The following is a 22,472-nucleotide window of genomic DNA, read 5'->3' as shown; positions in this document are numbered from 1 at the left end:
AGCCTCTCTGTCCAACCGCAGTTCTTCCAGCGAAGAACCGAGAAATATGTGGATCGTTGTCATACCCGCATCCCCTTTCGTCTTTCTTTGATTCTATCATACCACGATGCAATTTGCTGTTTTTTCCTCTTCAAAAAAATCTCTGTTTTTTTGTCGAGTACAATAGACGCAAAGAAAAAGCCACCGTATACCCAAAGGAGGATCGTCTATGAAGTTTCTCGCACTCGGCGGCACCGATTACGTCGGCGCGTCCAGCTACTATGTCGAATTGGACGGCACAAAGCTGCTACTGGATTGCGGAAAGGGCATCTGCCGCAGCCGCAGTCAGGTATTCTCTCCTGCATTCGGCAGTCTGCTCACCAGTGGCTGCCTGCAGTCGTTGGGACAGCTGGACGGCATCCTGCTCTCTCACGCTCACTTTGACCACATCGCCGCCATGGATGAGATTACAAGCGCCGCGCCAGATACGCCGGTGTTCGCCACACGCCTGACCAAGGAGCTTGCCGACCATCTGTTGTTCGACCGCCTGTTCTACTGCGAGACCGAGGATATGCTGTCGGATTTTAAGCAGAAATACGCGGTTTCTGCCGCCATTGACCGGATTCAGCCCGTCAGCTATCACCAGACGTTCTCTCTGGGTTCGGTCTCTGTGACTTTGTTTGAAGCGGGACACGTGCCGGGCAGCGCGGCGATTTATCTCCAATCCGCAGAGGGCAGCGTGCTCTACACCGGCGATTATATGCTGGATCGCACCATCCTGACCGCCGGGTTGCAGCTCCCCGACTGGGTCAAGCCGGATGTTGTCATTCTCAACGGCCTTCACGCCAAGCACCCGACCTATCGCCCAAAAAACACGCTGATTTCCATCCTGCATCGGGTGCAGGATCACGCCGCAAGCGGCACACCGCTGCAGATTCAGGTGCGCCAACTCACGAAGGGCATCGAATTGGCCGCGCTGTTCAAACAGGCAGGTATTTTTGCCCCGATGTTTTTGGACGATGCGATTTACTCCCTTGCGGAGCGCATGTCCTATGTCGGCGTGCCGATTCTCACCCAAAATTGTCGCCGCCTGCCGCCCGGCGGCAAAGCGGACGGCATCTGCCTGAGCGGCAGACCGATACGCGGATTGCCGCTCATCCAAGCAGATTTTTCCCTGCATGGGACATTCGGAGACGATCTCACGCTGCTGACCCGCTTGCAGCCGCAGACTGTCTATCTGGTTCACGCGCCGGACAGCCCGTTTGCAGAGGCCGATTCTCTGCAAAATCATTTTCCGCAAACCACGATTCTTTGCCCCAAACAAGAGCAGGTATACACAAATTTCGACCGAAAATAAGGAGGTACGTATGAAAATCAACGCACACATGCAGGTGAAAATTCCAGATCACCTGATGCAGCGCATCGACGCTGGCATGAAAGAAATCAGCTCACAGCAGCGCAATCCGTTCACGGATGAAAACCGGATGCTGCTTCTGTGCTCCGCCAATCCGAAGCTGGAACCGAGAGAGATCGGAGAGCAATTTACCGCTCGATACGGCGCTCTGCACAACGGAAAAACACTCAACGGGGACGGTGTCATCCGGATGCTCCGCCTATGCCGTCTGGCACACGCGGAAGAACGGGAAGAGCTTCTCTCCGCCGCCAACGACGCGGCAGCAGTCCTGCTGCACGCACTGGCAGGCAGCAAAAAGGCGCAGACCCAGCTGCAGCTCGCGCACAAGCATCCCAACTTCAAACGCTTGGTTCTGCTCTCTATGCTCCGGCAGAGCAACCAGCTGTCCCGCTCCCCTGCCGCCGACTGCATCCTGCGCATGAACAAGGATTTTTCTCGAGAGGCGTTGGATTTCCTTGTTGACCAGCTCGCGCCTGCGCCGTCGGACGCTGCGGTTTTAGACGAAAAGCAGCAGGAAATTGATGCGCTGCGCGCCTCTCTCTCTCGCACCAAGAAGCTGCTGGCAGACCTGCAGGAAAGCTTTGACATCCAGCTGGAGGAAAGCCGACAGCAGATCGAAGAGGATTTCATTTCCCAGCTCAACGCGGCGGAATACGGCTATATTTTGGATCAAATGGCAGCGGCATCGCAGGGATTCCAGCGGATGCGCCGCGGAAATGTCCGCATCCCGGTAGAAATCCGCAGCATGCAGACGTTGGTTCGCCGCCTGCACGAATTTATCGAGGACTGCGGCGTCACAGCGATTACTGAGAGCGGCATTTGCTTGGATGTCACGGCGGAGCAAGCGGCGAAATATCAATATGAAGGCTCTCCGTTCTCCGACAGCCGAGAGGTCAAGCGCGTTGAGATTGTCTCCCCCGGATGGGAGATCAAAGAAAAGGATATGGTGCTCGCACAGCCGCGCATCCGCGAAGTATAAAAGGAGGAAGTTGCATCATGACGAACCGAAACGAACTGTATCTGGGCATTGACTTGGGCACGACAAACAGCGTTGCTGCCATCGTCAGCACACAAAACGGCAGAATCGACACGCCGGTGAAAGAACTTTCCCGCTGCATCGACCTTTCCAGGCGGCAGCCGCGCACGGCGCGCCGCCCTCTGCTGCCGTCCAACGTCGCTTACTGCCAGAAAAACGATGGAACGTATGATACGTATGTCGGCGACTTTGCCAAGCGGCTTGCGCTGACGCAGCCGTTCGCGGTCGCCTGCTCCATCAAATCTCAAATGGGAGAAAGCCGCGTCAGCATTTCGGGTTGGAAGGCAGACTACCCGGACCAAACGCCGGAGCAGGTCTCCGCGCGAATTTTGGAACACATCCGCCGCGATGTAGAACGGCAGGAAGGAGAGCGCATCACGGACGCCGTGATTACCATTCCCGCTTGCTTCAACGCGGCACAGCGACAGGCGACGCTCCGCGCCGCCCAGCTGAGCGGATTGACCGCCACAGAGGAAATGCTTCTGACAGAGCCGGAAGCCGTAGTCTACGATGTCATCAACCGCGTGCAGAACGGAGAAATCCGTCTGCCGGTCGATTTCGACACTCCTAAAAACGTGCTTGTCTTTGATATTGGCGGCGGCACGTTGGACATCACGCTGCACAATATTTGCAGAAACACTGAATATCGTGAATTATTTGATATTCATCCTATCGCCATCAATCGCTACTGCACCATTGCCGGAGATACCTTTGACCGCGCACTGGCACAGCAGCTGTATCAAAAATATCTCGATGATTACAGCATGGAAGGCCCGTCCTTCGCTGCCCGCATCGCCGACAGCAAGGAACAGCTGATGGGAAGCCTCATGCATTACGCAGAGGAGCTCAAGCAAGACATCAGCGAACGCGTGGCGGAATGGCGCACCTACGACAAAATCGTTCCGCAGGACACGATCTTTGACTGGGGCGGCGAGATGCCCAACGGCTTCGCCAGCGACAACAGCATGACGCTGGCAGAATTTGAAGCCTGCCTGCAGCCCCTGCTCGGTGAAGCCTATGCCTTTGACGACTATACCCGCGCCGGTCAGGCGCAAGATGCCGGAATCATCGCTCCAATTCTCGATGTCCTCGCCAAAGCCGCGGACAAGCTCGGCGGCAAACCGCAGATTGGTGCCGTCATCCTCAACGGCGGCATGAGCAGACTGTATCTCATCGAAGATCGTCTGGAACGCTTTTTCGGATTCCGTCCGATCAAGAGCAACGATCCGGATAAAGCAGTCGCCCGCGGTGCGGCCGTCTATCACTACTACCTCAAGCAGAACGCCTCGTACCTGTCCTCACACCAGAGCTTTATGCAGCAGACTTCCGCCGAGCAGCCGCAGATCTTTGCGGCAAACAGCCCGATTCCTGTTCAGACAACGGGCATTCGCTCCACGGGAAGCGTGCTCAACGACACGCTGTATCTGGGTCTGCGCGGCGGTGCCGTGCAGGAGCTGGCGCACAGCGGTCAGGAGCTTCCCTATACCTCGGAGCTGATTTCCGGTTTTTGCCTTCCGGCAAAGACAACGCGCTTGGACATTCCCATCCGCCAAAAGACGACCGCAGAATATAAAACCATCGCTGTCGGTCACGTGCAGCTGCCGCAGAGCTTTTCGACCGAAACGGCGGTCAGCATCCGCTTTACCTTGAGCCGCAACAGCCTGCTCTCTTTTGAGGCGTGGATTGACGGCCGCTGCATCGGCACAACGGCGATCTCTGTCGGAGACGAGCCGAAAACCGGCAAACAGACCACCAAGAAAACGCTGCTGCCGCCGACCGGAAGCCGATTGAATGCTGCCAACGAGCTGTGTATCCTCCAGCAGGCGATTCAGATGCTGCGCGACCGCAGACGCAGCAAAGCGGCGACAGAGCGCGTGCGCACCAGCAAGCGGCTTATTATGAGTTGCTCCAACCCACAGGATTTTTCCAAGGGTATGCTGCAGCTGCTCAAGTCGAATCCAGTGCCGACGCTGCTTAAAAACTGCCTGCCGATTGCCCGCAAGCTGAGTGCTTATTGGACAGACACAGAGCGTCAGGAACTGAGCCGCATCTGTCTGGATGTTCTGCGCACAGAGCTTGCCGGCTGGGGCGTCGGCGGCGAAGCTGTAAACGCTAACATCGAAGCGATTTACACATTGGGTGTAGTTGGTACTCCGGCAGACGGTGAAAAGCTGCTGCCGTTGTGCGAGTATCCAAAATACCGCTCGGCGCTGCTTCAGGCGTTTGGCCACGCCGGTGTACAGGAAGCATGGATTTATGACCAATTTCTCTTTGATTGGGAGACCGGAAACAGCGTGCAAAATTCTCTGCGTGCGCTGGGTCTCGTTCTGCACCATGCAGATACCTGTTCCCTGCCTGTCGAGCAAGTCGCAGACGATGTGATGCAGTTAATTTCTACAGCAGACTGCTACGATAACGAGCTGTGCATCGCCATTGTCACTCTGGGAATTACCGTATCGCGCGGCGCGGCGCAGACGCAAGCCAAGGCGTTGAACACCCTGTCCCAGCTGCCGGAGTGGTACGACCCGCAGAGCATTGTTCACTGCGCTAAGGCGGAGAACATCGCCCGCACACTGATTCAAACCGGTTCCGTAGATGATGAGGAAGAACAATACTTGCTCGGTTTGCTCAGCGAGCTGTGAGTACATACAAAAACTCCCCCAGAGGTTGTTGCCTCTGGGGGAGTTCGCATATCATACTCTAAACAGGAGCTGCTTGTTCCCATAAGTATGTAAATTCTGACTGGTACAGTTGAAAATAGGGAGAAGTTACGCCAAAAATGGACTGAAAATTTCGTTCCATTTTTGTATTGGTATACGTATAATGCGCGACATTTATTGTATCACACGTTTCATCTTCACAATGAATTTGATAATATCTTCTCAAAATCGGAAGAGCAGATACTCTCACATCTATCTGCTCTGGGAATCGGTTCGCAAAATCTTTCCAATCGGATATGCATTCCGAAAACGTCCGATACCTTTGCCGAGGATTTCTCATATGATCTGCCAACAATGCAGCTGTGGCCTGCGTATTAAGCAAAACACGGAGTTGCACACCAGCCTCTAACAGATCATACAAAATATCGGTCCTGTCTCCGGTCGGATCCCAATGCCATTGCGCACCGGCATGGAAGGCCATGTCCACGCGCTGAATCTTTTCCGTACAGCTTTCTAAAAAATATTTTTTCTCTGATATATGATCGTCTATCGTATCAAATCTATTGGCAAGCATACGAACCGATTTTATCTCTACCATAAAATCAATCAGTTTCTGTATCATAGCTGTTAAATAGTCTTGGCTTGACTTCACAGCATTCTTATTTTCTAGCTTTACCACTTGTTCCGGCAGCTCAGAATAGATATGCTGCGGCCAATGAAATCCATCGCATAAAACAAGTATGATATTCTTGTTTTTCTCTACGGCCGCAAGAATCTCTTTTCTAACCCAATCTTTTTCATCAACGCACCGATCCAGCGCTCCGGGCTGTAAAATCAAAATAAAGTTCGGGCTGTCTTGAATCGAATCATAGATCTTTTCATCGAATTTTCCTGATTGCAATTCTTCTAGGTCAAGAAAACAGTGGATGCCCCTCTCTTCCAGATGGTCATGAATCACCTGCGCCATCAAAAAGCCATTGTCGCGCCGATAGCTAATAAATGCATCGTACATCGTCTTATTTTCCTTTACAGCTCTCCATACTTTTCTTTATACCGCTTGAGCTCGTCCATCGCGTTGACAAGATATTCCGAAGCGGCTTTTCGGTCGCTCCATAGCTCCTCTGGGATGACCTGCTGCAAAGTTTTTCTGGTCGGCGCTTTGAATTCGACTTTCGGTTCAAAATCGATAAAACGGTCTTCAAAATGATCTTCGATAAATACATTCGCTTCCGGATCATCCATTTCACCGATCTGTGCGTCATAGATACTTTTCAGCCCGCGCATTACCATATTGCACAGAGCTCTCTTGCAGTGCGCTTCAAATGGACAGTTTATTTTCTGACTCGCCAGTCTGACAGCATCGATCACCGCTTTTTGACTCGCCTGATTCATGTACGTCAACGTTTGTGCTGTTGTGCTCATCGGGAGAACGCCTTTATCTACCAAATCAATGATTTCAGGAATCGTTACCGATGGAATAAACCGCCGCACACACTTGACAAAGGACGGAGAAGTTTGGTTCTGCTCCGCCAATTTTGTTAGCGTATCTTTACTATCTTTTACCTTTTTTCCCTGATGCTTTTCCGCCTGAAACTGCATTTCAAACGCCATCCCCAATTCTGAGAACAATAATTTGTCTCTGCGGTGCACATTGGTCAAAACATAGGTCAAATCGCCCAGTGCAAAGGTGTTGGCCTTTACAGACTGTAAATCCAAAACAGTAGCACGAAGCGTATTTTTCTCCGGGTGTCTCTGCCGAACCAGGCGTGCCGCGCGGGTTCGCTGCTTTCCGGACAGCACTTCATACTTTCCCGGCTGCTGTTCAGACGGGAACACGATGATATTTTCTACCTGTCCGTCCCGTTCCAAGCTGTCCGCCAGCTGTTCCAGTTTTTCGTCTGCGTAATCATGGAATACCGGATTGCCGTTGATGCTTTCTCGATGATATGGAATCAGTTTGTCCAGAGAAATGTTCTGTGTGGAACGGTTGCGCTGATCCTGAATGCGCCGCGCCGTTCCCCCTGTCGGGATAGATTTTTTCTTTCCTCGCGCCATGGTTAGTTTACCTCCTCAAGCAAGGCATCTACAAAGGCCTCATAGTCTTTCAATGCGTTATTTTTTCGGTGCATCCGGAATATATTGGTGTGCATGGCTTCCGACTCGCCAAACAGCCCCTCTGCCAGCCGAATCCACGCCGGGAATACCTGACAGCCGACTTGCTGGGCAATGGTTTCCAATTCTTCCGCGATGGCTCGGCAAGCGAGCACACGCTTATTGGACATGGTAATCAGGAAGCCCAAGACGGTTAAATCCGGATTGGTGTTCTGGACGTAGTACACGGTGTCAAACAGCGTCGGTATGCCGCGAATGCTCTGCGCCGTCGCCTTGGTCGGAATGACGATATAGTCTGACGCTTCGAGTGCTGCTGTTTGCAGCCAACCCAAATTCGGCGGCGTGTCGATCAGAACAAAATCATACCGCTCACGCACTTCGTCCACAATCTCTTTGATGGCAGAGGTTCCGACGCCCAGCCGATCCATGTCATAGAGCAGAAACGAGGCGGTAATTAAGTCGCCGGACGCTGTATGGACAATGCTGTCCGGCACACTGAGATTCTCGTCCATGATGAGATGATACAGCGATGCCTCTCTCCCCTCTTCCTGCTCTTCAAAATCAGGCACCAGATACGAAGAGGCGGTCGACTGCGGGTCCGTATCGACGACCAAAACAGAATATCCGCGCTTTGTCAGGCAGCCAGCCGCCGCCACAACGGAAGTTGACTTCCCTACGCCGCCTTTTTGGTTGGAAAACGCGATCACCAAACAATTTCTCTTTTCGCGTCCGATTTTGCTATATCCTTCAACCGGCTGCTTCTCGGCTGCCAGCTTCGTATTATCTGCCATGAAAATCACCTCTTTCTGCGTTCATTATATACTTTTTGTTCGTTATTCGTCAACAAATAGCCGCAAAAAAGATTTTTATTGCGTGAAAAAGTGTTCGATATTCCACGACGCCCGTCGTTTCGATTTCCGTAGTTTCGGAAACCGAAATTACGGAAATCGAAATTACGAAAAGCCGTACATATATAATACTATTTAGATATAAGACTAAGAAATATAATATTTATAATTTATAAAAGATGATCATTGCTAGCTAAAAAAAAGAAAAGAAAAATTTGACAAGTCATTAGACGTTCTGTATAATGACAGTATAAATATTTATACCGGACGATATTTCTTAATATACTCTTATTCTCTGCAATTCCGTTTTTATACAAAGGTATAACTTGTATCAGCTTCTATCCTCTTGTTTTATCACCTTTTGTATCGTAAAATTGCATCGAAGTGTTGTTAAGAAATAACAGCACTTTTTTTGTGCGATGATTCCGATACGGAGGTACCATCATGGGTGTAGCAGTAAATTTGACAGTCAATCGAACAGAATATCGCGGTGGATACACGAAGGTTCCGAACAGCCTATTTCAGGGACAAATACTTTCTATGAAAGCAATCACACTGATGACCTACCTGCTTGGTCAGCGTGACAGCTCGTATACGCCGACTTCGGAAAACGACCGGTGGACGATGACATTAAAAGGCATCTCTCATATGTTCAAAGAATCTATCGGCTGTATCAAACATTGTATGGATGAGCTCATGCAAAAAGGCTTTGTTGTCCGCGTAGACGTGTTAAACAAGCGAAATCTGCGTATTCGGAGCGAATATGTGGTATTTCAAGAGCCGATTGCAGACGCAGACGGTAAGCCGCGCTATGTCCGTGAAGAAGAACTGCGCAAGGGCGTTACCTTGATGTCTGTTGCCAATTCGAGCAGCGATTTATCCGATGTACAGAGCGAAGAGCTGGAAAAAGACGCTTGCCGCGTGGTTGTTATGGATATGGTTGAAGAGGATACACTCAGCGAGGATTTCTCTCCGGAAGAAGCAAAAGAAGTGACAGATGCCATCTGTGATGTCGTCTGCGAGGAAAAGACCGTTTATATTGACAATGAGCCTGTGACACCGGAAGCGTGCAAAGAGGCTCTATTCAAGTTGTCTCGTGAAGATGTCACGAAGATTCTAGATAAGGTTCGAGAACGGAAAAATATTCAAAATCGGAAGCATTATGTCCTTGCCTGCCTGTATCAAGTCGGTTTACGTAAAGCAGGTACTATTGGAGCGCGCTATGTCGCTATGGATGAGATACAGTTGCTGCTCGCCGCTATACGCCGTGGAGAATTGATTGACTGGTGGAATGATACCTTTGAGCAGCTGACGCCGCTCTCTCAACGGATAGCGGTGCAGTATATTTGGCATACATATGAGCATGATGAGGCCTTACTGGACAGCCTATGCCAGCAGCTGCGGGGATTCTATACCTATAGGTCTCGATAAAACACAGAAAATTTTACAGATATAAAAACAAGCCACACGAGGAAGTCAGGGTACACTTCTCGTGTGGCTTGTTGTGCTGTTTTTCTTTCTGTTAACAATAAACGGAAGAGTTCAATAAAAATATCCGGACAAAGTGAAAACACGCTGCATAACGAGTGCTTCTATCTCCTCGTTACACAACGTGTTTTCTATACACTTATTCTCTTCGATTATTATACTATGACTTTTTCAAAAACGCAAGCTTTTTTTTCAGGAAAATGAAAAAAATTTTTTAGGGGTGTTTCGGGGGAGAAGGAACGCCTTGTATTCTCCACTTACGTTCATCATGAACAGAAGTTATTTTTTTGGAAGATGACAGATGCCGCTTTCAGGATGTCCTCATCGGACTTCTTAAAGTCACGATACCGATTGTATTCGTGCAAAAATTTGCTTTCTGCCGTCAGCGCATCAAACAGCTTGGCGAGCGTATCGCTGGAAAGAGCCGGTGGCTGCAAATCATCCCACAGCTTGTTGGTTCCGCTCAGCATGGCGGCGCAGGCGTTTTGCAGAGCGGAGACAAAGGCTTTTTCTTTGTCTGTCTCAGCGTAAGCGGCCATGGCGATCAGGAGCGGCTGCATGTTGGTCGATGTACATTTGTCTGCACACAGCCGATGAAAAAACAAAGAGAAGCGGTCGAGCGGGTCATATTGAGATTCTGCCGCTTCGCTGTCCCAGTCCGGATGCTCCGGCGGCGGCAGTTCCAAGCCGTTGGCGCGGCTCGGACAAAGACAAGGATGCAGCTTTTCTCTCGTGTTCTTTTGATCGTTGTCGTTGCGAAAGGCGTACGCACGAATTTGCTCCCGAGAAGGCTGGGTATATCCCTGCATGACCATGAATGCGCACCAAGCACGGTGCTCCAGCCAAAGCAGCCTGCGATAGGCTTCCCCTTTTTCGGAGATGCGGAGATTCCATGTCTGTATCCCCTGCTTTTGCTTTAGATCGCAGCCGATGGAAAATGCTTCATACGACAGCGATAGCGCCGCTCGAATACTGGAGCTCTGATTATATGCATCGGATGCCAAGAATTCCTGACGCAGGCGCTGCTCGTCTGCATTCGCGTCGGAATAATGGCGATGCACCTGAAAGGCGCGCTCTACGATGGAAGACTGGAATGCCTGCTCGGAAACAGAAAAGCGCTCGTTGCAGCCGATGGGCGAAGTGTCCGGTTTAGACAGATCGCGCAGACCGAAACCGTCTCCCCTGCCGTCCGTGTATCCGATGAAAGCGGAAGCGGTCCTCTGTGCTGCCAGCTGCTCAGCAGCCAGATAATTCTGGTCGGTGTCCGTATCCACAAGCAGGTAATAATCCGCTTCCGCGCCGTTTAAGCAAGCAGAGATGCCGTCTGCTGTCGCCGGTGCATCGCAGAAATACAGCTCAGCAAGTTTCTCTGTGACAATGGATGTATCATCAGGCGCGTAATGTTCTCCACAGTACGGCTTGTCGTCCAGCGTCATATTCACCACTTTTCCGAGTGCCGGATACGTACACAAAATCTGGTTGAGATAGTCTTGGACATGCGGGGAGATGATGTGCACGCGCAGCGTCGTATCGAGCATCTGGCAAGCGGAGAGCAGGTGTTCCAGAAAGGCGTCACGCATCGGAGAAATGCCGGCGAGCACGACATCCAAAAACGGCGTGTCTGCTTTCTTGTAGCGGTACAGCGGATACTTGTCAATGATCTCTGCGGACAGCATGGTGTAGCTGGCACGGCTCACATGGTCTGCCGGAAGCTGGCGAATGCCCAAGTTGTCCAGCAGGTCGCCGAGTGCGGCGGCGAGTGCAGAGGGAGAGCCATAGCGTCCGAGAAAGCGCGGATCGCGCTCATTGCGAATGCTGCGCCAAAGAATGGCAGCGAGCTGCCGCTGCTGCTGTTCGGACAGCATTCCTCTCCAATCCTTGTTTGTGTTGCATTTCTCTTTCAGACGGGAGGCAAGGGGAGCATCTTCCGGACTGCGGCTGTTTTCGTCTGCTTCTGTTGGATAGTCTCCGTCGAAAATCAGGCGGAACAGGATGCAGCCAAGCGCATAGACGTCCAGAGAGGGGCGAAAAACGGCTCTTGGGTTATTTCTATCTGAGCGAAGCTCCGGGGCTGTGTAGCCCGGCGTGCAGCGCGGAATGTCAGGATACTTCCGGTTTTTGTAGTCGAAGGAGCAATCAAAATCAAACAGAACGATGTGAGAGGACGCTGTGCCGCGATCCACCCACAGCAGGTTTTCCGGTTTCAAGTCTCCATGTACGTAGCCCTGCGCATTCATGCGGGCAACAGAATCCGCCGCGGAATACATGACACGCAGAATCTCTCGAAGATTTTTCGGCGGCTCTTTTTCCAAGCTGTCTCCCCAATCGGCTTTGTGGAGTGTGTAGTACGTGAGCTGTTCTTCGTCGCCCCATGCCGCAATCGGGTACACGGTGACGCCGGTCGTTTGCCGGTTGTTGGATAGTGTCTCCTGTAATGCATAGGCGTTCTTGACGGCCTCTCGCTGTCTGCGAACGGCTTCTTTTAACCGGATTTCGCTGTCCTCGCGAGAAAATAAAAAGTGCAGCTGCTGCTGTGCATCGCGCGTGGTATAGAATTCTTCGTCATTGCTGATCGGGTAGAACTCTTTGAGGATCATGGGCTTTCCGACAGTATCGGACTCGCCGGTATATACTCTGACAGCATAGCAGATGTTGCTGGCGCCGCGGCTGATCTTTTCTTCCACCACGATGCGATATGGCTCGTGAACCAGCTGTCCCGTCAGAGGGGCAGCTGGTGTAGGCAGTTCATCGTATAAACTCATGAGGTTATTTCCTTTTTGATGTCCATAAAGATGGAAAAAATATAACTATACGAGCAAAACGGTGTATCTAAAACAGACAGATACATCAGCAGAACGTCGTACGGATTACCGCAGTATAATTCATCGAATCCTGCCTTATGCAGAATCTCGTTCATGTAATCACAAAAGCTATCCAGCGCAACAGAAAGATCTTCCCCGTTGAGTTGTGCAAGCAGCAGGTCGGGATGCTTTTTAATATCCGCTTCCAATTCCATCGCGCGATCCAAAAAGGCCATGGTCATCAATTCGTCTCGACGAACATGCCTTGTTCCCTGAGAGATGAAGGTCATCCGTGACGAGTCCAGCCATTTTCCCTCAAGAATCGGGGCGAGAAGCCGGACAAATTTTATAAGTTCTTCATGGCTGACGGGATGTTCTTGATCAAACAGCTGCTCTTTTTTGTACGGAAATCCGTATAGCCGCGTACCTAGGGTACCTTTTTGAATTGTTGCACCTGTTGTGTAGGCAGAGGCAGCAGGCAGCTCAATTTTTTTCAGCTTTTCCCCGACGCTGTCTCTCATCTCGCAGAACAGGCGATCCGGTGTGTGTAGATGCTCATGAGAATCAGCTCTCTCATTCCTGTGCTCGACCAGATACTTGTGCTGTGCGAGCAGCGTCTCCATTTCGGGAGAATGCAGAGGGACGGACCGGAAGCAAGAGAGGAAATAAACCATCCGTTCGGCGACGCCGTTGATCTCCTGCGTCTGCTGCTGTTCCGTGTTGGACTGTACTGCCACAGGAGTAAGATTGTTGTATGTATCCAACAGCTTACGATAGTCTGCATAGGGATTTGGAAGGTTAGGCTGCTGGAGAAGGACAAAAACGAGAGCTTCTTTGCTGTCCCAAATGTCCAATTCCCGCTCACGAAGCACGCGCTTGAGATAGTCCTGCACGAACGAAACATCAAACGCCAGACCAAGGCTCAATGTCAGAAAGGCTTCCCGCGTCATAGACTGCGCGGAAAATAACGTCTTGCATAAGGATTTTCTGGTCCAAGTTTTTTTGTCATCCCAGAGGGAGGCGTGTACTGTTGTCTTTTTTGCATCCGTCGAGAAGCCGCGATGGACAAGCGTATCAAATACAAAATCTGTGAGAGAATGCAGAAGATCTTGCTGGTATCTCTCAGTCGTACTTGCGCCTTGCGTGGCCTCAGCCTGCGCAAAAACCTGCTTCGCTTTTTCACGAAATGGCTCCAGCTTCAAATCACTGTATTCTGAAAGCTCCAAAAGAGCATAGGTCAGATAGCGATAGGCTGGGAACTTTTCTTGCACCAGCAGACCGCCGAGCATATCCAGTTGCTTGTCCGGAGATGCTTTCGACAACTGTTCCATTGCGTCGAAAAAATCATCCCAGCTCATAAAGTCGAGATGCTCTGTCTCAGCATCATAGATCTTTTGGATTTCTTGTGTCATGCTTGGGGTCAATCCGGAATGAATACTCATAAGAAAACCTCCTTTATTGTTTCTGTTCTCAGTGTACCACGGCGTTTTGCTCAGATTTTTTTTCGCGTTGATTTTTTGCGTTTGTTATTTTCAGTATAACAAGAATCGACATAAGTTCAAGAAATACTTCCTGTTTTTTGACAATTTGTGCAGAAAACTTCATCTATTTTCATTTTTTCTTTCTCAAAAAAATTATGGGATGTGCAGGCGATATACTGAAAACACGAAATCGGAGGAGGAACAGACATGAACAAAGAAGGAGTAACACAGTGGGAGATCGCAGCCGTGCGCAGAGCGGGACGCTATCACGAGGAACGAGAGGAAGCGTGTCAGGATGCGATTGCCTTCGCGTGCAGGGGGGAAAATACCGCCATTGCTCTGGCAGACGGCGCAGGCTCTTGCTCCAGAGCAGAGGACGGCGCGCGCATTGCTGCAGAAGTTACGGCGCAGGCGCTCGCACAGATGGCAGAGGAATGGCAAACGATGGAGGATGCCGACGTGCGCTATCATGTGCTGATGACGGTGCGCATGGCACTGGATAAATATTGCTGGGCGGAAGATATCTATTTGAAGGACGTTGGCTCTACGCTGCTCGCCGCTGTGGCGACAAGCTCTCAGGTGATGATGATTCATCTGGGAGACGGATGGATCGCGCAGACGGACGAGAAACAAAAACACGCAATACTGTCGCTGCCGGAAAACGGCAGACGAAGCAATCAGACCTACCTCACGAGCATGATTCCGGTCATAAAGCACGTGCGTATCCAGCGCATACCATTGGAACAGATCGATGCTGTCATGCTGTTCAGCGATGGCTGGGAAAATGCATCCGTCCGCTATGATCTGGACGAGATAGAGACGGCACTGCGAACTGGCGAGGTGAAAATCCCGCACACCGATGATGTGTCTGCGATTCGGATGGCGCGAAAAAAAGCGAACTAGAAAAAATTTCCTCAAAATTTTGGTGTATCCTGAGAGCATCAAAAAGAAGGAGGAAGTGACGGTATGCTGTGGATCTACCAAAAGAGATTGGAATTTCTCGGAAGAAGAGACGGAAAATACTACCGCTATCGAGAACGAGAAGATTACATTCGCTCCTCGTACACTACAGCGAAGGAGGCGGAAAATGCCGCATATCAAGAACATATGTGGAGGAAATTCAATCGGCAGACGGCACAGCTGCGGGAAAAACAGGCGCAGCTGCTTGCTCAGTGGCAGGATTTACAGCCGCCATCGTACGTGCCGGAACAGAGTATTCAGGACATGCGGCACAATCGGGAGATCCGGCGCCGCTTCAAACGAGAGCGAGCACAGAGAGCATCGCTGTATCAGGAAATGTACCAGGTGTATGTGCAATTGCTGCTCAAAAGAAAAGATACAGAAAAGAAGGTGGGAAAAAAGAGAGAACGCTGTGTCCAAGAGATCGCTGCCTATATGAGAGGAATTATCCTGTACAAGGACTGTGCGGATTTTAACTATAAGCGCTTGGATGTTACTACCATCCAAGACGATTATCTGAAACAGTTTGCACCTTTGGACAAAGCCTGTCAGGACATCATGGAGCGGGAAGGAAGGGTGTGACGAGATGAAGATTTGGGACTGGCTGCAAGCGCGGCAGAAAGAACCGCTGCAGGAACAAGAGATCTATCACGAACCGCCGCAGCTTTCCGAGGTGAAGCAGCAGTGGGAAGTGCGGATCGCTGAACAGATCAGCAGAGACGACCCGCTGTTGGATGAGCACAGCGGGCTGTTGGAAGCCATTGAGGTGCGGCTGCATCAATTGGTGGAGGATGACATCCTGCGCCAGCAATTGGAGCACGCAAAGCGTTTGGCGCGGCAAGAGGAAGATAAGTCGGATGAAGTGATTCGGCTGCAAAGCAGACTGGAAAGCATTCGACAACAAAAAAGAAAGCTGGAAATGTATCTGGAACAGGCAGAGCAGAATAGGAGGTACACATGAAACAGAGTACGCACCATCGAAAGTGGAATTTGAAAATGAAATTTTGGATGCATCCGTATGCGCAGGCTGTTTTTGCTCTCATTGCGATGGGGATAGACGCTGCGACCCTGTATCAGGCGTTTGAGATCGGCATAGACAGCAGTCGGGCCATTATCCTTCTGACCATAGCGGGCGTGATTTGGGTGATAGACTTCATCTTGTATGTCTTGGGCAATATTCTGCCGTACAGCAAAAAGTGGATGATTGGAATCAAACTGGCGTTTTTTCTCAGTCTTGGTATGGTGTTTGCGTGTACCTGGCAGACGCGGTCTGCCGGTGCTGAAGTGCGAACCGTGGCGGCCATAAAGGCACCAAATAAGGAGAAGCACTGGGACGACTACAAAGCATATGCCAACAAAAAAGAAAAAGCGAATCGCGCGTTTAACCAAAACATGCAGATGACCTTTCAGATGGTAACCGTCAGCTCGACATTGTTCCTGTTGTTTTTAAGCTATGCCGGAGCGGAGGAGAGACTGCTGTGGGCGGACATTAAGCAGTATCGGACGCTGGAAAATCAGGAATATGCCATGGAGCAGGCAATGATGGACGTGCAAAATCAGCCGTCTCTCAAAACACAGCTTGCGCTGAGTAAGGCGGAAGCCAAGGCAAAAATCCAGCAGCTGGACACGGAAAACCGTGTCTGGATCGACCAGCAGAAATTGCGCATTGCCGCGAGTACAGGCGATGCGCGCGCCATTGACACTTCTTTTCGTAAGAAAACAGACAAGGAGGAATCGGTATGAAACGAAGAAGCATTCTCAGCGTGATGTTGTGCGCGGCACTGACAGCCGGTATGCTCACGGGCTGCGGCGGAAACCGCGAGACTGCCCAGAAAACGGACACTGTTGTTTTGTGGGCAAAGCACGCCAATTTCCCATGGGTGGACAACGACTTGCTTGATGACGAGCTGTCCGACACGCTGACAAACGGCGGCGTATTGTCCGTCATCCGCGTGGACGGCGCACCGGCAGTCGTAGACGAAGTGACGTATGATGCAGTGGATACGTCCAAGACCAAGAGCGGACAGGAGAGAGAGGTGGAAGAACGCCTCTCGGATGCCCAGCAGGCGTTCAGCACGTGCACCGCGCAGACAGCAGGACTGAATACTCTGGGTGCGATTCAATTGGCTGCCAAGCAGCTGAGCGGCTCGGAAAACCTAACGAAGCTGATCGTTGTGGACAGCGGCTTGAGCACAGAAGTTCCGCTGGATCTGACCGACATCGACAAGCCGCTCAGCGGACTGGATGCCGCTGCCAGTGTACAGAGCCTGAAAGACAGTCAGAATTTACCGGATCTCTCCGGCTGCGCTGTCGTCTGGTACGGCATGGGTGAGGCAGCCGGCAATCAGCAAACGCTGTCTCCGGCAGATGCATCGGCATTGGAAGCGTTTTATACCCAGTATTTTGAAGCGGCAGGTGCAAACCTGCACGTGAGCCATACCTCTGTAGGAGAGGACGAGTTGGAGGATGATGTGCCGTCTATTCCGGCCGTTCCTGTGACAAAGGAAGAGAACAACGCGATGAGCGTGCCGGATGAGACGCAATTCCCGGAGTCCAAGATCGCCTTTCAGGACGGCACGGCGCAGCTGATTGACGCCGCTGCCGCAACATCTGCCTTGCAGGAGATCACGGCGCAGCTCAAAGAAAATACCGACGTGAGCGTGTATGTCTGCGGGACAACGACCAATGCGGACAGCGCGGACAAGTGCCGCAGTCTGAGCAAGCAGAGAGCACAGGTTGTTGCCGACATTCTGACGCGCAGCGGCGTTTCTGCTGACCAGCTGCATGTCATCGGCTTCGGTGCGGCAGGCCCGCACTATGCGCCGGACTCTGCGGACGCGCAGAACGCCCAAAACCGCGCCGTGACGATTATCCGTGCCGATTCTGAGAACGGACAGAAGATTCAAGCCGGAACATGGGTGTATGACTGAGTAAAAAATACATACAGAAAAAATTTAAAACAATGCATGGAATATACTATGCATACAACATCAACAAGACGAAAATAGAAAGGATGATTGAACATGAAATTTGCCAACGATCTGATGCCGAGTGAGATGAACCACAGCAATGCGATGCTTCACAACTCTGCGTGTCTGCCGGTTATCCTGATGCCTGACATCTCCGGCTCCATGCGCGGCGAGCCTATGCAGAAGCTGGAGGAAGCGTTGGGATCCTTCCGTGAAGATGTCATGCGCATCCCGGAGACCAGAGCACGCATGGACATTGCGGTCATTGCGTATAATTCGAGCCCACATCTGATTACAGAATTCACAGACATGGATCATTGGGAGGCGCCAACGCTCACCGCAGGCGGACTCACGGAGACAGCAGAGGCGATGCAGTTTGCTCTTGACTACATGGATGAATACCGACGCACGCTGAACGAAGCAGGGATTCCGGTATACCGCCCAATCATTGTACATATTTCGGACGGAGCGTCTACATCCTCTGAAGACGATACACAACAGGCACTGGCACGCATCCATGCACGTATGCGTGCGACCGGCGGTACCAACAAACTGAAGCTGTGGAACTTCTCGACCTGCGACGATGAGGAGTGCCTGCGTGCGCTGAAGCAATATTCTCCGTTTACGATCAAGGTTGAGAATCGGTGCTATGCAGACGTGTTCAACTGGCTGGCCGACTCATTTGAGCGTATCTCCGACTCCACGCTGGTTGTGAGCGAAAACGGAGAGTATGTAGAGACGAAGCAGATTCCGCCTCCGCTGCCGCAGAACCTGACGTTTGTAGAAGAATTTAATCGATAACAAAAACAACTGCTGAGGGCTCTTGCGAGTCCTCAGCCCCAACAAAGGGGAGAAAATCAATGAAAATATATCAAGCGACCGCCGCGGGAAGAAAACACGCAGAAGCCGGTACACCGAATCAGGATTGGTGTCAGTCGATTTCTTTATACAGAGATTTTACTGCGGCAGTTGCTATGGACGGTGTGTCCAGTGTACCCCATGCGGAGCGCGGCGCAGAGAGCGGCGGTAAGGCGTTTCTCCGAGCGGTGGAGATCGGCTTGGAGCCGTACCGGCCGGACGGCGGCACAGGATATACCGATGAAACGATGCGCGAAGTACTGCGCAATGCAGCGGTGTTTGCATGGCATGCCATCGCTGCACGAGCGCAGCGCGAGGGAGAAGAAACATATGCGACAACACTGCACGGTGTCATTTTTCATGAACCAAGCCGTACGGCTTGGGCGTTGCACGCCGGAGATGGTGCGATTTTCGCGCTGAGCACGGATGGAACCGTTACTTCGACTTTGACAGACCGGCACACAGGTGACGTGGCTGGCTCTGTGATCCCGCTAACCGGCGGAGAGAAATTCTGGGAGTACGTAAAATTCGAGCGAGTGAGCACCGTGATTATGACGACAGACGGACTGCTTCCGCTGCTTCAGCCTCCGCTGCTGCATAAATTTGGCGGCTTGACCGCATACCCGCAGGCAGTGCTTCCGCTTGTCGATGAGCGGGGATATACTGCGCCGGAAAGTGTGCAGACGTATGTCGATGAATTGGTCGGGCAAACGCTTTGTTATGCGGATCACCGCAGACGAATGGGAAAATTGCTGATGGCGTGCGGCTGCACGGCGGATGTTGTGGATGAAACTCTGACGAACATGCAGCGTGGAGATTTCGCATATCTGTATCAGGTGGGCAAAGATGACCGGACGCTTATTGTGCTGCAGGCAGAGGGAGAGAATGTCTCTTATCCTGACGCTTATCTGGTTGAACCGGATTGGAACGCTTTGGAACAGCAGCGCAATGCATTCATACGTTCTCGTATCTGAATGAATTGCAGGAGGAGAATATGCAGTATCATACCAAAACACAGGACTTCTCTATTTCTGAGCGAGATCCCTGCAAGCGAGGCGCAGAGGGAAGCGTTTATATCAGAGGAGAGACGGCAATCAAGCTGTTCCATACCCCATCTGAGGCTCGATCGAAAAAGCTGAACTATCTGGTTGACCATCGGCCGCTCTACGCCAGAGAAGAACTGACTGCGTGGCCGCAGGAGCTTGTGTACAACAACAAAAATGTATGCTGCGGGTATACGATGAGAGTGGTGGAGGGCAGATCCTTGTCGGAGGTTCTGGAACGATTTGCGAAGATCTGGGATAGAGAATATTTACTGTATACGGCATTGTCTCTGATCCGTTGTGTGGACAACCTGCACGCAATGCATGTTTGCATCGGCGATTTCAATCCCAACAATTTTGTCATGAATATCCATACAGGGGATATTATTCGTGTGGACATTGACTCGCTGCACATAGAACATATGATGACATATTTCCCGTGCAATGCCATTTATCCGGAACATGGCGCACCGGAAATTTTCGAGAACATACAAAAATATGGTGTTGATACACCGGGAAAGCTGCCCAAACGGCACAGCTATACAAAGCAGGCGGATTGGTTCGCTTTATATATCATCGTGTTCCGTTTGCTCAATCAGGGCGTTCATCCTTGCTGCGCTCAGCCGAAGCGGACGGGAGAAGAGGTGCCAATGTATGCGGCATGTATTCAGCGAGGCATACGGCCATACTTTGTAAAGAATTCGGCGTATAAGCTGCCTGCGTATGCCCCACCCTTAAAGCAAATGCCGCGTTCGGTACGCGAGCTGTTTCAGCAGTGTTTTGGCAGTGGTTTTCATCAGCCGCTGGAACGACCGTCAGCCAAACAGCTGTATACTGCTATTGCGGAGTGGTATGCGGATGTATGCAGGAACGACTGAATATGCTATACTCAAACCAACGGATCGGAAACCAAAGAAAGGGAGAACACCAATGATTGTACAGAAAAAGCACGGAAAGACTGTTTTTGCTTATGAGCTGGGCGCCGACACGCAGGCGGAGCAGCGCATGATCGCGGAAGGGAAGATGGTTCTGCATGCGGACGGAAGCTATGAGTTGTTTTCGCAGGAGACCGACCGGCGCGGCGAGCGGGCGAAAGCCGGCGATTTTTTCAAGATCGACAGCACAGATCAGCCGTATCCCAACGCACGCGCGTACTTCCTGAGCAATCACAGGGCATTGCCGGAGCCGAACGCCTATGAGCAGATTCCCAAGCCGCTGCGCGCCTGGTGCGTAGAAGAGCCGGTAAAGGAAGAAATCGGCTGGCTGCTGGAGCAGGGGAGACTGCACATCGACGCCGACGATGAACGACAGTATTTTTCCGCTGAGCTGTGGGGGACGCAGGAACGCACACCGAAGGACAGCGTCATCGTGTTCTATGCCACCGAGAGGGACGAGACCGGCGCCATTACCGACGTGGATTTTAATTTTGTCGCACGGGACGAGTTTGAAAAAACGTACGATGTGATAGAAAAGTAAAGGACGATATTAATTTACTCGGAGGGAGAACAGCGTATGGAAAATCAAAATATCATCTTGTTTTCCTCCGGCATTACCGAGCGAAACGGCATGTTGGCAGCTCTCATACAGGCACTGGAGCAGCGCGGGTATGCGTGCAGCTACTGGCGTGATCTGTTTGAGGGGGCCAACGACCCGCGGAACATTGCGCTGCTCCCCACGTTAATCAAAAAGATTCCCACGTTTGACTATGCGATCTTGGTGTGTGAAGGACATGACCGCGTCGCGCTCCGGCGAGAACAGGGCGTGGAACAAGCAGCTGTGATGCGGGACAATGTCCTGTTTGAGATCGGGCTGTGCGTGATGGCGCTGGGGCTCTCGCGCACGATTCTCGTGACGGATGCGCGCGTTCGTATGCCGGATGATCTGCTGGGCGCACACGGCGCGCTCGCCGTCAAGCGTGTGCTGTATCAAGAGCAAAGACAAGACAGCTATCTGCCCGCGGTGCAGGACGTTTTGGCGTATCTGCGGATGATGGAACCGGCGTCGCAGGAGATCGACGCGTATATTCACGAGACCAAGGCACAGCTGAGCCCGGTCGTCATCGGCGCATCGTCCAGCCTTGCCTGCGGCTATGTCACCAATTTTATCTTTCGCACGCTGGAACACATCGCGGAGGGAGTGCAGACGGAGCAGGGCACGCGTGTATATCCCATCGAGCGCATTTTCATGCACATCGTCCTGCCGGAGGTCTATCAGGAGCACACGGCGGAGAACGCACAGCGCAAACAGCAGCAGCTCCCCAGCGCCTGCGTGACTGTGGCGCGCAATCGTCCCGCTTGGTTTCATTATCGGCAAGTCGGAGACGAGCTGCACATCATCGACTACCCGACAACGATCGTCACCTCGTATCACACGGCGAAAATGATTTTGGATCTGGATGCAGACGACAAAACAGATGTTTATGCGGCACAGCGTTTTTATACGAAGGAGCTGCGCCTGTTTGAAGCGTCCCTGCGAAAGCTGCTGTCCCAGCCGTTTTTGCGGCAGGTCATCGAGGAAAACTATCCGGCGATGCCGAAACGAGAAAAGCAGGAGATGTTTCGCAAGGTTTGGAGCATAGTATCCCGTCGGCTGGACATGACACGCGAATCCTAAACATAGCTGTTTTCTGCAATTTGGTGAAATAGGCAAATCCCCTTTGTGTATAACTTACTACACAAAGGGGATTTTTTTGAAGAGGAAAAAACAGCAAATTGCATCGTGGTATGATAGAATCAAAGAAAGACGAAAGGGGATGCGGGTATGACAACGATCCACATATTTCTCGGTTCTTCGCTGGAAGAACTGCGGTTGGACAGAGAGGCT

19 protein-coding genes are annotated in these 22,472 nt (G+C 51.5%); 14 read left to right on the top strand and 5 right to left on the bottom strand.

The genetic code is table 11. The features are described from left to right. Positions 1 to 208: 208 nt before the first annotated feature. Genes ACR0P9_RS00590 through ACR0P9_RS00580 form a run of 3 tightly spaced genes read left to right on the top strand, consistent with a single transcriptional unit; the run spans position 209 to position 5,071 of the window. Positions 209 to 1,336: an MBL fold metallo-hydrolase gene (locus ACR0P9_RS00590; RefSeq protein ID WP_432616912.1), complete on the top strand. Its 1,128-nt coding sequence runs from the start codon at positions 209 to 211 to the stop codon at positions 1,334 to 1,336. A 10-nt stretch (positions 1,337 to 1,346) separates the two neighbouring features. Next, positions 1,347 to 2,372, top strand: coding sequence for a hypothetical protein (locus ACR0P9_RS00585; protein WP_432616911.1), 1,026 nt, complete (start codon positions 1,347 to 1,349; stop codon positions 2,370 to 2,372). Positions 2,373 to 2,389: 17 nt separating this feature from the next. After that, on the top strand, positions 2,390 to 5,071 hold the full coding sequence (locus ACR0P9_RS00580; protein ID WP_432616910.1) for an Hsp70 family protein: 2,682 nt from the start codon (positions 2,390 to 2,392) through the stop codon (positions 5,069 to 5,071). Between the two features lie 58 nt (positions 5,072 to 5,129). Here the strand turns inward: ACR0P9_RS00580 and ACR0P9_RS00575 are convergent, their stop codons facing one another. The 3 genes from ACR0P9_RS00575 to ACR0P9_RS00565 are packed head-to-tail and all read right to left on the bottom strand — an operon-like array spanning position 5,130 to position 7,992. Next, the gene (locus tag ACR0P9_RS00575) at positions 5,130 to 6,101 is read right to left on the bottom strand and encodes a toll/interleukin-1 receptor domain-containing protein (RefSeq protein WP_432616909.1); all 972 of its coding nucleotides are present in this window, start codon (positions 6,099 to 6,101) and stop codon (positions 5,130 to 5,132) included. A gap of 14 nt (positions 6,102 to 6,115) precedes the next feature. Next, positions 6,116 to 7,144: a ParB/RepB/Spo0J family partition protein gene (locus ACR0P9_RS00570; protein WP_432616908.1), complete on the bottom strand. Its 1,029-nt coding sequence runs from the start codon at positions 7,142 to 7,144 to the stop codon at positions 6,116 to 6,118. A gap of 2 nt (positions 7,145 to 7,146) precedes the next feature. Next, the gene (locus ACR0P9_RS00565; RefSeq protein WP_432616907.1) at positions 7,147 to 7,992 is read right to left on the bottom strand and encodes a ParA family protein; all 846 of its coding nucleotides are present in this window, start codon (positions 7,990 to 7,992) and stop codon (positions 7,147 to 7,149) included. A 501-nt stretch (positions 7,993 to 8,493) separates the two neighbouring features. Between ACR0P9_RS00565 and ACR0P9_RS00560 the strand changes: the two genes are divergently transcribed. After that, complete coding sequence (locus ACR0P9_RS00560) at positions 8,494 to 9,480, top strand: hypothetical protein (protein ID WP_432616906.1); 987 nt, start codon at positions 8,494 to 8,496, stop codon at positions 9,478 to 9,480. A gap of 323 nt (positions 9,481 to 9,803) precedes the next feature. Here the strand turns inward: ACR0P9_RS00560 and ACR0P9_RS00555 are convergent, their stop codons facing one another. Both ACR0P9_RS00555 and ACR0P9_RS00550 read right to left on the bottom strand, forming a co-directional pair. Then, a complete protein-coding gene (locus tag ACR0P9_RS00555; RefSeq protein ID WP_432616905.1) occupies positions 9,804 to 12,299 on the bottom strand; it encodes a protein kinase domain-containing protein in 2,496 nt (831 codons plus the stop codon). Next, on the bottom strand, positions 12,296 to 13,780 hold the full coding sequence (locus tag ACR0P9_RS00550; protein ID WP_432616904.1) for a hypothetical protein: 1,485 nt from the start codon (positions 13,778 to 13,780) through the stop codon (positions 12,296 to 12,298). The genes ACR0P9_RS00555 and ACR0P9_RS00550 overlap by 4 nt, the downstream gene beginning before the upstream one ends. Before the next feature lie 246 nt (positions 13,781 to 14,026). Here ACR0P9_RS00550 and ACR0P9_RS00545 point away from each other — a divergent pair, with 246 nt between their 5' ends. From ACR0P9_RS00545 to ACR0P9_RS00500, 10 genes are all read left to right on the top strand, one after another. Further along, the gene (locus ACR0P9_RS00545; protein ID WP_432616903.1) at positions 14,027 to 14,722 is read left to right on the top strand and encodes a PP2C family serine/threonine-protein phosphatase; all 696 of its coding nucleotides are present in this window, start codon (positions 14,027 to 14,029) and stop codon (positions 14,720 to 14,722) included. A 63-nt stretch (positions 14,723 to 14,785) separates the two neighbouring features. Then, positions 14,786 to 15,361, top strand: a complete 576-nt coding sequence (locus tag ACR0P9_RS00540; RefSeq protein WP_432616902.1) for a hypothetical protein — start codon at positions 14,786 to 14,788, stop codon at positions 15,359 to 15,361. Between the two features lie 4 nt (positions 15,362 to 15,365). Further along, positions 15,366 to 15,740, top strand: coding sequence for a hypothetical protein (locus ACR0P9_RS00535; protein ID WP_432616901.1), 375 nt, complete (start codon positions 15,366 to 15,368; stop codon positions 15,738 to 15,740). Continuing rightward, positions 15,737 to 16,522 carry a hypothetical protein gene (locus tag ACR0P9_RS00530; protein WP_432616900.1) on the top strand — a complete coding sequence of 262 codons (786 nt, stop codon included), beginning with the start codon at positions 15,737 to 15,739 and terminating at the stop codon, positions 16,520 to 16,522. Before ACR0P9_RS00535 ends, ACR0P9_RS00530 begins: the two co-directional genes overlap by 4 nt. Continuing rightward, positions 16,519 to 17,709, top strand: coding sequence for an OmpA family protein (locus ACR0P9_RS00525; RefSeq protein WP_432616899.1), 1,191 nt, complete (start codon positions 16,519 to 16,521; stop codon positions 17,707 to 17,709). The genes ACR0P9_RS00530 and ACR0P9_RS00525 overlap by 4 nt, the downstream gene beginning before the upstream one ends. 93 nt (positions 17,710 to 17,802) lie before the next feature. Beyond that, positions 17,803 to 18,549, top strand: a complete 747-nt coding sequence (locus tag ACR0P9_RS00520; RefSeq protein ID WP_432616898.1) for a vWA domain-containing protein — start codon at positions 17,803 to 17,805, stop codon at positions 18,547 to 18,549. 59 nt (positions 18,550 to 18,608) lie between these two features. Further along, the gene (locus tag ACR0P9_RS00515) at positions 18,609 to 19,580 is read left to right on the top strand and encodes a protein phosphatase 2C domain-containing protein (protein ID WP_432616897.1); all 972 of its coding nucleotides are present in this window, start codon (positions 18,609 to 18,611) and stop codon (positions 19,578 to 19,580) included. 20 nt (positions 19,581 to 19,600) lie between these two features. Further along, entirely contained in the window at positions 19,601 to 20,527 is a 927-nt protein-coding gene (locus tag ACR0P9_RS00510; RefSeq protein WP_432616896.1) for a hypothetical protein, read from the top strand. A gap of 52 nt (positions 20,528 to 20,579) precedes the next feature. Beyond that, positions 20,580 to 21,125: a hypothetical protein gene (locus ACR0P9_RS00505; RefSeq protein WP_432616895.1), complete on the top strand. Its 546-nt coding sequence runs from the start codon at positions 20,580 to 20,582 to the stop codon at positions 21,123 to 21,125. A 36-nt stretch (positions 21,126 to 21,161) separates the two neighbouring features. Further along, positions 21,162 to 22,262 carry an STING domain-containing protein gene (locus tag ACR0P9_RS00500; RefSeq protein ID WP_432616894.1) on the top strand — a complete coding sequence of 367 codons (1,101 nt, stop codon included), beginning with the start codon at positions 21,162 to 21,164 and terminating at the stop codon, positions 22,260 to 22,262. Positions 22,263 to 22,472 lie beyond the last annotated feature (210 nt).

The organism is Butyricicoccus sp. (assembly GCF_050872565.1).
In the GTDB taxonomy this organism is placed as follows: Bacteria; Bacillota; Clostridia; order Oscillospirales; family Butyricicoccaceae; genus Butyricicoccus_A.
The sequence above is the reverse complement of the archived record's forward strand: the minus strand, read 5'-3'. Positions and strand labels throughout refer to the sequence as shown.